At 68.8% G+C, this 11,707-nt stretch carries 9 protein-coding genes; 5 read left to right on the forward strand and 4 right to left on the reverse strand.

The genetic code is table 11. The annotated features are described in order from the left end of the window. Positions 1 to 38 precede the first annotated feature (38 nt). Positions 39 to 461 carry a DUF3052 domain-containing protein gene (locus MB1_RS12290; protein WP_066907270.1) on the reverse strand — a complete coding sequence of 141 codons (423 nt, stop codon included), beginning with the start codon at positions 459 to 461 and terminating at the stop codon, positions 39 to 41. 694 nt (positions 462 to 1,155) lie between these two features. Between MB1_RS12290 and aceE the strand changes: the two genes are divergently transcribed. The 5 genes from aceE to MB1_RS12315 all read left to right on the forward strand — a co-directional run bounded on the left by aceE (position 1,156) and on the right by MB1_RS12315 (position 8,126). Beyond that, positions 1,156 to 3,903, forward strand: a complete 2,748-nt coding sequence (aceE, locus tag MB1_RS12295) for a pyruvate dehydrogenase (acetyl-transferring), homodimeric type (RefSeq protein ID WP_245650156.1) — start codon at positions 1,156 to 1,158, stop codon at positions 3,901 to 3,903. 3 nt (positions 3,904 to 3,906) lie between these two features. Continuing rightward, complete coding sequence (locus MB1_RS12300) at positions 3,907 to 5,376, forward strand: PucR family transcriptional regulator (protein WP_084351634.1); 1,470 nt, start codon at positions 3,907 to 3,909, stop codon at positions 5,374 to 5,376. Between the two features lie 127 nt (positions 5,377 to 5,503). After that, a complete protein-coding gene (locus MB1_RS12305) occupies positions 5,504 to 6,412 on the forward strand; it encodes an ACP S-malonyltransferase (protein WP_066907273.1) in 909 nt (302 codons plus the stop codon). A 149-nt stretch (positions 6,413 to 6,561) separates the two neighbouring features. Next, positions 6,562 to 6,867 carry a meromycolate extension acyl carrier protein AcpM gene (gene acpM / locus MB1_RS12310; protein WP_066907276.1) on the forward strand — a complete coding sequence of 102 codons (306 nt, stop codon included), beginning with the start codon at positions 6,562 to 6,564 and terminating at the stop codon, positions 6,865 to 6,867. Continuing rightward, positions 6,864 to 8,126 carry a KasA/KasB family beta-ketoacyl-ACP synthase gene (locus tag MB1_RS12315; RefSeq protein ID WP_066907278.1) on the forward strand — a complete coding sequence of 421 codons (1,263 nt, stop codon included), beginning with the start codon at positions 6,864 to 6,866 and terminating at the stop codon, positions 8,124 to 8,126. The genes acpM and MB1_RS12315 overlap by 4 nt, the downstream gene beginning before the upstream one ends. 254 nt (positions 8,127 to 8,380) lie before the next feature. Here MB1_RS12315 and MB1_RS12320 read toward each other — a convergent pair whose 3' ends face one another. From MB1_RS12320 to MB1_RS12330, 3 genes are all read right to left on the reverse strand, one after another. After that, entirely contained in the window at positions 8,381 to 8,884 is a 504-nt protein-coding gene (locus MB1_RS12320) for a DUF3145 family protein (RefSeq protein ID WP_066907282.1), read from the reverse strand. 114 nt (positions 8,885 to 8,998) lie between these two features. Beyond that, the gene (locus tag MB1_RS12325) at positions 8,999 to 9,853 is read right to left on the reverse strand and encodes a serine hydrolase domain-containing protein (RefSeq protein WP_066907285.1); all 855 of its coding nucleotides are present in this window, start codon (positions 9,851 to 9,853) and stop codon (positions 8,999 to 9,001) included. 4 nt (positions 9,854 to 9,857) lie between these two features. After that, entirely contained in the window at positions 9,858 to 11,420 is a 1,563-nt protein-coding gene (locus MB1_RS12330; RefSeq protein WP_066907289.1) for a putative bifunctional diguanylate cyclase/phosphodiesterase, read from the reverse strand. Between the last annotated feature and the right edge of the window lie 287 nt (positions 11,421 to 11,707).

The following is an 11,707-nucleotide window of genomic DNA, read 5'->3' on the forward strand; positions in this document are numbered from 1 at the left end:
CGTAGCGTCGACCGGACGCGCGGCCGACGCCGCCTCTCTCACCGCTTCGAGCGTTCACCCTTGGGCTGCACCAAACGCGACCCGGTCCACGATCCGAGATTGACCGTGGAGGTCTGGGTCAATCCGGCCGTGGGCGCCGACTCGGCGATCTCGGTGGGATCGACGTGTCCGGACTGGCCGGTCTTCGGCGTGAGCACCCAGACGGTGCCCTCCTCCGCCAGAGGTCCGATCGAATCCATCAGGGCGTCCACCAGGTCGCCGTCCTCGTCGCGCCACCAGAGCAGCACCACGTCGACGACATCATGGGAGTCCTCGTCGAGGAGCTCATCGCCGATGACCTCCTCGATATCGGCCCTGATGTCGTCGTCGGTGTCTTCGTCCCATCCACGCTCCTGGACGGCCATGTCCTTGGTGATGCCCAGTTTCTGCGCGTAGCTCGGGGTGTCCGCCGCGGCGACCACGGTGGGGTCCTCCTCGTGTCGATGGGTACCGGCAAACCGGTACGGGGGGTTCGATTCGTATCGGCATACCGATACGGGTGTCTCGGATGTTTGGACATGCGTCCGATGGACGCGTAGTACTCCAAAGCGAACATGTTTGTTTGCCAACGCGCAAGCCGACACGGCACCTTCCCAGGTCCCGAATCCGGACAACTCGCCCATCGCGCCGTCCGAGACCCGATTCCGGCAAAGTACGACGTCGCGTCGTTGATTGATACGACGCCGCGTAGTGGAACCGGCAGGTCTCTCGGGTGCGCGGCACGCCATCCCGCGACGCCCGCCGGGCCGGCGCCGGCCGCGGCATCGAGGCCCGGCCTCCCATTCGCACGCGCCCCGAGCCTCCCCTGCGTACGGCCCGGAGTCGAGCGTTCGGACCGCCGGAGGCGGCCCGCGGGACGACCGGAGGCAAATCACCGGGCCATAGCCGGGCGCCCGGGTACCGGTAGGTGCAAGGATTGGGGTCGAGGACCGAGGACGCGGAGCACATCACCCACGTGCGACCGCACCATCAACTGGCCGGTACCGCCGGCCACGCGTCGGAAGAGAGGACCACGTGTCGCAGTCGAGCAGCACCCCCGACACCGCCGGAACCGCGAGCCCCCCCACCACGTCGAACGGGTCGGGACCGACGGCCAACGGTGGCGGAAAGGCGCGGGTGCGCGTCATTCGAGAGGGTTTCGCGACCTACCTGCCCGATATCGACACCGACGAGACCGACGAGTGGCTCGAATCCTTCGACGAGCTCGTTGCCCGATCCGGCCCGGAGCGGGCGCGCTATCTGATGCTGCGTCTGCTCGAGCGGGCCGGCGAGCGCAAGGTCGCCGTGCCGTCGCTGACCTCGACCGACTACGTCAACACGATCCCCGGTGACCGCGAACCGTGGTTCCCGGGCGACGAGGACGTCGAGCGCCGCTACCGCGCCTGGATCCGCTGGAACGCCGCGATCATGGTGCATCGCGCCCAGCGCCCCGGCGTCGGCGTCGGCGGCCACATCTCGACGTACGCCTCGTCCGCCGCGCTCTACGAGGTCGGCTTCAACCACTTCTTCCGCGGCAAGGACGCCCCGGGCGGCGGCGACCAGGTCTTCATCCAGGGTCACGCCTCCCCCGGCATCTACGCGCGCGCCTTCCTCGAGGGCCGCATCCCCGAGGCGCAGCTCGACGGCTTCCGCCAGGAGATCAGCCACCGCAACAAGGGCGGCGGTCTGCCCTCCTACCCGCACCCGCGGTTGCTGCCGCACTTCTGGGAGTTCCCGACGGTGTCGATGGGCCTCGGCCCGATGAACGCCATCTATCAGGCGCGGTTCAACCACTACCTGCAGGACCGCGGCATCCAGGACACCTCGGATCAGCACGTCTGGGCCTTCCTCGGCGACGGCGAGATGGACGAGGCGGAGTCGCGCGGTCTGACCCACATGGCCGCGCTCGAGGGCCTGGACAACCTGACCTTCGTCATCAACTGCAATCTGCAGCGCCTCGACGGTCCGGTGCGCGGCAACGGCAAGATCATCCAGGAGTTGGAGTCGTTCTTCCGCGGCGCCGGCTGGAACGTCATCAAGGTCATCTGGGGCCGCGAGTGGGACAAGCTGCTCTTCGCCGACAAGGATGGCGCCCTGGTCAACCTGATGAACACCACCGCCGACGGCGACTTCCAGACCTACAAGGCCAACGACGGCGCCTTCGTGCGCGAGCACTTCTTCGGACGTGACCCGCGGACCAAGGAATTGGTCAAGGACATGACCGACCCGGAGATCTGGAACCTCAAGCGCGGCGGGCACGACTACCGCAAGGTCTACGCCGCGTACGCCGCCGCCCTGGCCCACAAGGGTCAGCCGACGGTGATCCTGGCGCACACGATCAAGGGCTACGGCCTGGGCACGCACTTCGAGGGCCGCAACGCGACCCACCAGATGAAGAAGCTGACCCTCGACGATCTCAAGGCCTTCCGCGACGCCCAGCGCATCCCGATCTCGGACGAGGTTCTCGAGAAGGACCCCTACCTGCCGCCGTACTACAACCCGGGACCCGAGTCGCCGGAGATTCAGTACCTGCTCGAGCGGCGGCGCAACCTCGGCGGCTTCGTCCCCGAGCGCCGGACCAAGGCGGCACCCCTGCCGGTGCCGGAGGACAAGGTCTTCGCCTCGATCCGCAAGGGGTCGGGCAAGCAGGAGGTCGCCACGACGATGGCCTTCGTGCGGGTGATGAAGGAACTGCTGCGCGATCCGGTGATCGGCAAGCGGATCGTGCCGATCATCCCCGACGAGGCCCGCACCTTCGGCATGGACTCGTGGTTCCCGACGCTGAAGATCTACAACCGCAACGGGCAGCTGTATCGGGCGGTCGACGCTGATCTGATGCTGGCCTACAAGGAGGACCAGGCCGGTCAGATCCTGCACGAGGGCATCAACGAGGCCGGTTCGACCGCTTCGTTCACCGCGGTCGGTACCTCGTACTCCACCCACGGCGAGCCGATGATCCCGCTGTACATCTTCTACTCGATGTTCGGTTTCCAGCGGACCGGCGACGGTCTGTGGGCGGCGGCCGATCAGATGGCCCGCGGATTTGTCCTCGGCGCCACCGCCGGACGCAGCACGCTGACCGGTGAGGGCCTGCAGCACGCGGACGGTCACTCGCAGATCCTCGCGTCGACCAACCCGGCGGTCGTCTCCTACGACCCGGCGTTCGCCTACGAGATCGCGCACATCGTCAAGGACGGTCTGCGCCGGATGTACGGCGGCACCGAGGGCGTCGAGGGCTTCGGCGGCGAGAACATCTACTACTACATCACCATGTACAACGAGCCGTACAAGCAGCCGGCCGAGCCCGAGGGGCTCGACCCGGAAGCGGTCGTGCGGGGTCTCTACCTGTACAAGCGCGGCGAGGGCGACGGACCGCGCGCCCAGATCCTTGCGTCGGGCGTCGGAATCCTGTCGGCCCTGCGGGCGGCGGAACTGTTGGCCGAGGAGTGGGGCGTCGTGGCCGACGTGTGGTCGGTGACGTCGTGGAACGAGCTGCGTCGCGACGGTGTCGAGGCGGATGTCGCCGCGCTGCGCGATCCGGCGGCTCCGCCGCGGGTGCCCTTCGTCACCGAGCAACTCTCGGGCGCCGACGGTCCCTTCGTGGCGGTCTCGGACTGGATGCACATCGTGTCCGATCAGATCCGCAAGTGGGTGCCGGGTGACTACACCACCCTGGGCGCGGACGGCTTCGGCTTCTCCGATACCCGCCCGGCGGTGCGTCGCGAGTTCAACATCGACGGCGAGTCGGTGACGGTGGCCGTGCTCTCGGCGCTCGGCCGGCTCGGCACGATCGATGCGGCCAAGGCCGTCGAGGCGGCCGCGAAGTACCAGATCGACGACGTCGATGCCGCTCCGGTCTCGTACGCGGATACCGGTTCCGCCTGACGTATGGGTGAACATCGCGCGGACGGTCCGCGCCGCCGGCGGCGAGCAGCTGCCGACGGCGCGGCCGTCCCGTCCGCGGCCGGCCGACGGTCCGGGACCGGGCCGACCACCGGCGCCAACCCGGTCGCCTACTCCGAGCTCGACCACGACCTGCCGATCGCGACCACCCCGAGCGGCGGCCGCGAGCAGGTTCCCGACGAGATTCACCTCTCCGGCGCTTTCCTTGCCGCCCCCCGCTATCGCGGCGACGACGATTCACATCTCCCCGACGCGCTGTTGCGGCGGGTCAAACAGTTCTCGAGTCGGCTCTCCCGCGAGGCGATCGAAACGATCCGGGAGCGGCTGCCCTTCTTCGACAACCTCGACGCCGCCCAGAAGGCGAGCGTGCACCTGCTGGTGCAGGCCGCGGTCGACAACTTCCTCGAATGGCTCACCGATCCCGACGGTGACATCACCTTCACCTCGAACGCGATCCCGAAGGATCTGGCGCGCAGTCTGACCCTTCGCCAGACGGTCGACATGGTTCGCGTCGCCACCGAATGCTTCGAGAAGTGGCTGCCCGCCCTCGCGCGCACCGACCAGCAGCTGGTCGCCCTGACCGAGGCGGTGTTGCGCTACGGCCGGGAGATCGGTTTCGCGACCGCTTCGGTCTACGCCGACGCCGCCGAGGCCCGCGGCGCCTGGGACACCCGGCTCGAAGCGATGGTGGTCGACGCGGTGGTCCGCGGTGACACCAGCTCCGACATCGTCTCGCGGGCAGCGACTCTCAACTGGGATGTCTCGTCCTCGGCGACGGTGCTGGTCGGTTCGCCACCCCCGGAGCAAGGGGTATCGGTCGTCGGCACGATGCACGATGTCGCCGCCCGCCACGGGCGCGCGGCGTTGGCGGTCGTGCAGGGCAGCCGCCTGGTGGTGTTGGTCAGCGGTCCACTCTTCGGCTCGCCGGGTGCGTCGGCCTTCCTGCACGAGTTGATGACGATCTTCTCCTCCGATCCGGTTGTGATCGGGCCCACGACACGCAGCCTCGCCACCGCCCATTCCAGCGCGGCCGAGGCCTTGGCGGGTATGGTCGCCGTTCATGGCTGGCGGGGCGCACCGCGCCCGGTCTACGCCGGCGAACTGCTGCCGGAGCGCGCCCTTCTCGGCGACCCGGCGGCGGTCACCGCACTGCTCGAACAGATCGTGTCACCGCTGGCCAAGGCGGGATCGAGCCTGAGCGACACCCTCGACGCGTACCTCGATTCCGGGGGCGCTGTCGAGACATGCGCGCGCCAGTTGTTTGTCCATCCAAATACAGTTCGATACAGGTTGCGACGCGTCACCGAAGTGACCGGTCGGGATCCCACCGATTCCCGTGACGCGTACGTGCTGCGGGTGGCGGCTACCGTCGGCCGACTTGGGGTTTCACCCCAAGAATTCGGCTCACAGGTCTCATCCAGCACCTCTGGCCCCATCGGACCGTTCTCGGTGTAACACCTCGATAGCTTTCAGCGATCCATCTCCACGTTCGACCCTTTTGTAGGGACCCCACAAAAGCAGGACGGAGAGTTCATTGAGCGCTACACCTGTGAAAGACCTTAAAGACGTGTTTCCTGTAGCAGTGATCTCGTTGCTTGCTCCCGGACAGGGCTCCCAGACCCCCGGCATGCTGACCCCCTGGCTCGCTTTGCCCGGTGCTGTCGACCGCGTCGCGCTGTGGTCGAAGATCAGTGGCCTCGATCTGGAACGCCTCGGCACGACCGCCGACGCGCAGGAGATCAGCGACACCGCGGTGACCCAGCCGCTGATCGTCGCCGCCTCGCTGCTGGCCTTCGAGGAGCTGGATCGACGCGGCCTGCTGCCGGAGTCGTTCATCGTCGCCGGCCATTCGATCGGTGAGTTCACCGCGGCCGCGGTCGCCGGTGTCATCTCCTCGGACGATGCGGTCGCGCTCGCCGCGCTGCGCGGCGCCGAGATGGCCAAGGCCTGCGCCATCACCCCGACCGGTATGTCGGCGGTGCTCGGCGGCAGCGAGCAGGACGTGCTGGCCCGCCTGGAGGAGCTCGGACTCGAGCCCGCCAATCGCAACGCGGTCGGCCAGATCGTCGCCGCCGGCCCGATCGAGGCGCTCGAGGAGCTCGCCGCGACCCCGCCGGAGAAGGCGCGCATCCGACCGCTCTCCGTCGCCGGCGCCTTCCACACCCGCTTCATGGAGCCCGCCCGGGCCGCCGTGGCCGGTGCGGTCGAGTCGATCATCCCGATGGAGCCCACCCAGGTCCTGCTGTCCAACCGCGACGGCCGACCGGTCTCGTCCGGCCAGGACGCGCTCGATCGTCTCGCCGACCAGATCACCCGCTCGGTCCGCTGGGATCGCTGCACGGAGTATCTGACCACCGCCGGCGTCACCGGCCTGGCCGAGCTGGCCCCGGGCGGTACCCTGACCGGTATCGCCAAGCGCGAGATGCGCGGCGTTCCCTCGGTCGCGATCAAGACCCCCGAGGACGTCGAAAAGGTCGCCGACCTCGCCTGATCCACCGGACGGGTACCACCTCGTCCGGATTCGCATCGACCTCGTCGACGCACCCGGCCCCGAGCCGGAAACCACCACAACACGCCCGAACCCTCGGGCACCGGGCAATCGGATCGTTCGATTCCCGAACACGAAAGGACACCACACACGTGGCTGCCAGCCAGGAACAGATCATCGCCGGCATCGCGGAGATCGTCGAGGAAGTGACCGGCATCGAGCCGTCCGAGGTCACCATCGAGAAGTCCTTCATCGACGACCTCGACATCGATTCGCTCTCCCTGGTCGAGATCGCCGTCCAGCTCGAGGACAAGTACGGCGTCAAGATCCCCGATGAGGAACTGGCCGGCCTGCGCACCGTCGGTGACGCCGTGTCCTACGTGCAGCGGCTCGAGTCCGAGGACGGCGACACCGCCAGCGCCATCCAGGCGAAGGTCACGGGCGAGTCCGCGGAATGACCTCCGCCGTGGCCGACGCCTCGACTGCGGGAGGCGGCTTTCGCAACGTGGTGGTGACCGCTGTCGCGGCCACCACGTCGATCGCCGGTGACGTTGACGGAACCTGGAAGGGTCTGCTGAACGGCGAGAGCGGCATCGGCGTTCTCGACGACGACTTCGTCACCGACTACGACCTTCCGGTCCGCATCGGCGGACGCCTGGCGGTCCTGCCCTCGACCCAGTTGAGCCGGGTCGAGCAGCGCCGCATGAGCTATGTCGAGCAACTGGCCGCGGTTCTCGGTCGCGACGTCTGGCGCAGCGCCGGCAGCCCGGAGGTCGATCAGGATCGGCTCGGGATCAGCATCGGCACCGGCCTCGGTGGCGGCGACGCCCTGCTCGACGCGGATCGCAAGATGCGTGCCGGTGGCTACCGCAAGGTGTCCCCGCTCGCGGTGCAGATGATCATGCCCAACGGTCCGGCCGCGGTGGTCGGGCTCGAGGTCGGCGCCCGCGCCGGTGTGGTCACCCCGGTGTCCGCGTGTTCGTCCGGTGCCGAGGGCATCGCCCATGCCTGGCGTTCGATCGTGCTCGGCGACGCCGACATCATCATCGCCGGCGGTGTCGAGGGCTATATCGACGCGGTGCCGATCGCGAGCTTCTCGATGATGCGCGCGATGAGCACCCGCAACGACGACCCGAAGGGCGCCTCGCGTCCCTTCGACGCCGATCGCGACGGGTTCGTCTTCGGCGAGGCCGGCGCGCTGATGGTCCTCGAGTCCGAGGAGCATGCCCGCGCCCGCGGCGCGAACATCATCGCCCGCCTGCTCGGTGTCGGTATCACCTCGGACGGCTATCACATCGTGGCGCCGGATCCCGAGGGCAAGGGTGCCGCCCGGGCGATCGGGCGCGCGCTGCGCACCGCGGGGTTGTCGAATACGGACATCACCCACGTCAACGCGCATGCGACCGCCACTCCGATCGGCGACCTCGCCGAGGCCAAGGCGATCACCTCGGCGATCGGTACCCACGCGTCGGTATATGCACCGAAGGGTGCGCTCGGGCACTCGATCGGTGCCGTCGGCGCGCTGGAATCGGTGCTGACCGTGCTGTCGATCCGGGACGGGCTCGTTCCGCCGACCCTCAACCTGGAGAACCAGGACCCGGAGGTCGATCTCGACGTCGTGCACGGCGAGGCCCGCCGCGACGACATCGAGTATGCGGTCAACAACTCGTTCGGCTTCGGTGGTCACAACGTCGCCCTGGCCTTCGGCCGTCCGTAAGCACCGCCTTCGGCCGACCGTAAGCACCGCCGGTGGACAGCCCACGGAAACAGACAAACGCCCGCCATCCCTTCGGATGGCGGGCGTTTTGTCGTCCGCGCCCCCGGTACTCCGCGGGCACGGTCGATCATGGTGGTCTGTGGGCCGCCGGTCGCGATACTGCCGGTCGTGGTGGTGTCACCGGCACCATCCCGGCGGCCGAGGTCGTTCGACGCCGTCAGGAGGCGTATGGGCGGCGGGAAGCCGCGGGTGGGTCAGGAGACGTACCGGTGCAGCCAGGTCACTTCGGCTCCGGCTCCGCCGAAGCGGAAGGGTTCGAGCGCCTCGTCCCAGGCGGTACCGAGAGCGCGACGGATCTCGCCGCCGACATCCGCACCACCGGCGAGGATCGCGCGCAAGCGCTGCTCCCCCACGACGACGTCGCCGACGGCGTTGGTGGTGCCCTGCCAGAGGCCGAGACCGGGTACGTGGCAGTAGCGCATGCCGTCGACCCCCTCGGAGGGGTCCTCGGTCACTTCGAAGCGCAGCAGACTCCAGGGCCGCAGGGCGGCCGCGAGGGCGCCGGCGGTACCGACCGGGCCGGTCCACTCCACGGAGGCGCTCAGCTGGTCGTCGAGGGTGGGAGACCACCGCAGATCGGCCCGCGCGCCGAGCGCGTCGGCCAGCGCCCACTGCACATGGGGGCACAACGCCGCGGGCGACGAATGGATGTACACCACGCCGGTCGACGACGCCGCGAACTGGTTGGATCCACGCACGTGGACACCTCCTGCCTGAGACGAGGGACGTCTTCCCCAACGACCTCTTGTCCGGCACAGGTGTGGCGTGCTGCTACCAGTGTGCCTCGAGGTGCAGCAGTTACACCAGTCGAATCAGAGCGGCTTCGGCGTGTCACCATGCGACACGCCGGTGATGTCGCGAATAATCCCATCGCTCAATTCGGGCCACAGCGGCTTCGCCCAGTCCCCGAAGGCGCGATCGGTCAGCACCACGGCGGCGGCCGCGATCGCCGGATCCACCCACAGGAACGTCCCGGACTGGCCGAAATGCCCGAAGGTGCCCGGCGAGTTGAGCGATCCGGTCCAGTGCGGGCTCTTGTGGTCGCGCAGCTCGACCCCGAGGCCCCAGTCGTTGGGCTTCTGCCGGCCGTAGCCGGGCAGGATCCCGTCGAGGCCGGGGAAGACCGGGTGGGTCGCCTCCGCGAACAGATCGGCGGAGATCAGCGTCGGGGCGAGCAGTTCGGCGGCGAATCGGCTCAGATCGCGGACGGTCGACTCGGCGCCGCTTCCGGCCGGTCCGACCAGCGCCGAGGACGCCATCCCCAACGGTTCGAAGATCGCCTCGCGCAGATAGTCCGGGAACGGGATCTCGGTGTGCGCGCGCACCGCGTCGGCCAGGACGGCGAAGCCGGTATTCGAGTAGAGCCGCCGCGCACCGGGCGCGGCGATCGCGTCCGGGCCGTCGAAGTCGAGTCCCGAGGCGTGGGCCAGCAGGTGCCGGATCGTCGATCCCTCGGGCCCGGCGGGGGTGTCGAGGTCGAGCGCACCCTCCTCGATCGCCACGAGCGCCGCCCAGGCGACGAGCGGCTTGGTGACCGACGCGAGGGGGTAGACCCGATCGATATCGCCGAAGGTCGTCACCTGCCCCGCCCGAACCACCGCCGCCGCGGCGTTGTCGACGGGCCACTGTGCGACGCCGGTATGCGCGATACCGGTCGGGGTGGTCATGCGATCAGTCCCTCTCGCTCGGATCGCCGTCGATCAGGGAACGCCCCCGAGCCAACAGCTGCTCGATCTCCTCCCGCGGGACCGGACGCGAGAACAGGTAGCCCTGCGCTCGGGTACAGCCCAGCTCGAGCAGAATACGCGCCGCGGGCTCGGTCTCGACGCCCTCGGCGACCACCTCGAGGTCCATCGCCTCGGCCAGTCCGATGATCGACTGGACGATCGCCAGGTCATCGGCATGTCGGCCGAGACCCGAGACGAAGGTGCGGTCGATCTTGAGGGTATGGAAGGGCAGTTCCCGCAGATGCAGCAGCGAGCTGTAGCCGGTCCCGAAGTCGTCGATGGCAAATCGGAATCCGAGGCGGACCAGGGCGGCGAGCGCCAGTCGCGTGCGCATCACATCGTCGACGACCGCGACCTCGGTCAGCTCCAGGCAGATATCGGCGGGCGCCACCCCGGCCCGCGCCACGATGCCGCGCACGGTCTCGATGTAGCCGGGGGTCGCCAATTCGACCGGCGAGACGTTCACCCGTATGCCGATGCGCCGGTCGGGTACCTGCCGATGCCAGCGCGCCAGATCGGTGCAGGCGCGATCGAGTACCCAGCGCCCGAGGTCGGCGGCGAGGTTGCCCTCCTCGGCGATCGGCACGAAGACCGAGGGCGGCAGGAGACCGCGCGAGGGGTGCTGCCAGCGCACCAACGCCTCGACCGCCAGGATCTCGCCGGTGCGCAGGTCGACCTCGGGTTGGTAGAAGAGCACAAAGGCGTCGTCCCGGATCGCGGAGTAGAGCTGGATCTCCAGTTCGTCGCGCAGATCGGCGTCGGTGTCCATGAACTCCGTATAGGTGGCGATCACGTCGCCGCCGAGGGCGCGGGCGCGCTCGGCGGCGCTGCCCGCGCGGCGCACGATCGTATGCGCGTCGGCGCTGCCCGGTTCGGCGACGGCGACCCCGATGCTCGCGGTGCGCACGACCGACAGACGATCGATCGGCACCGGTCGCGAGACGATCCGTCGAATCTCGCGGGCATCCTCCTCGGCCCGCTGATCATCGACGGGGCCGTCCGGCAGGACGACGAAGTTGTGCGGGCCGACCCGGCCGACGCGCCCGTGGCCGAAACGATCGGTCAGGCGGTCGGAGATCGTGCGCAGGAACAGGTCGCCGGCGGCGTGACCGAGGTATCCGTCGAGCACCGCCACCCGGTCGAGATCGACCGCGACCGCCGCGACCGGTCCCCCGCCCCCCGGGACGAGCCGTGCGTCGAGCGTCTCCTCGATCGTCCTCCGGTTGACCGTCCCGGTCAGTTCGTCGTGCCGCTCCAGGTAGGTGACCCGTCGGCGGGCGGCGTCGTGGCGACCCATCTCCGCGATCAACTCCGCGAGGATCTCGAGTTGCGCGCGTTCGCCGGCGGACCAGGGCTCGGCCCGACCGAGGCGCAGCGATCCGAACTCGACGACCGCCGACGCGTCGCCGGTCGGGACGGCAGCGGGGCTGGGGGAAGCGACCGCGGCGAACGCCTGCACACCGGTCGGCGCGCCGACCTGCTCGGAGTCATCGGCCCCGACGATCAATTGCGCTCGAAAATGGCGACCGACCCGTTCCGCTCTCTCGAGAAATGGCCGTTCGGACCTATCGGATCCTTCCGAAATCCGGTGCAATTCGACGATCAAGGAGGCCAGGTTCGAGGGCGGCTCTACCGCGCCGAAACCTCGACCCTCCACGTTCGTCCTCCCGTAGCCGATTCGCAGAACGTCCGACGATGACCGCTTTTCGCACCGCACGAACGGATATACGACCCACATCGGGGAATGTGCAACCCGCCCAGGAGATTATAGCGGGGATCCGACTCCACGACCAC

The sequence above is a fragment of the Millisia brevis NBRC 105863 genome, from assembly GCF_001552615.1.
GTDB classification, from domain to species: Bacteria; Actinomycetota; Actinomycetes; order Mycobacteriales; family Mycobacteriaceae; genus Millisia; species Millisia brevis.

Excerpts from the sequence above, each read along its gene's own strand:
- MB1_RS12300 (WP_084351634.1), top strand. The coding sequence starts at position 3,907 with ATGGGTGAACATCGCGCGGACGGTCCGCGCCGCCGGCGGCGAGCAGCT.
- MB1_RS12325 (WP_066907285.1), bottom strand. The coding sequence starts at position 9,853 with ATGACCACCCCGACCGGTATCGCGCATACCGGCGTCGCACAGTGGCCC.
- MB1_RS12315 (WP_066907278.1), top strand. The coding sequence starts at position 6,864 with ATGACCTCCGCCGTGGCCGACGCCTCGACTGCGGGAGGCGGCTTTCGC.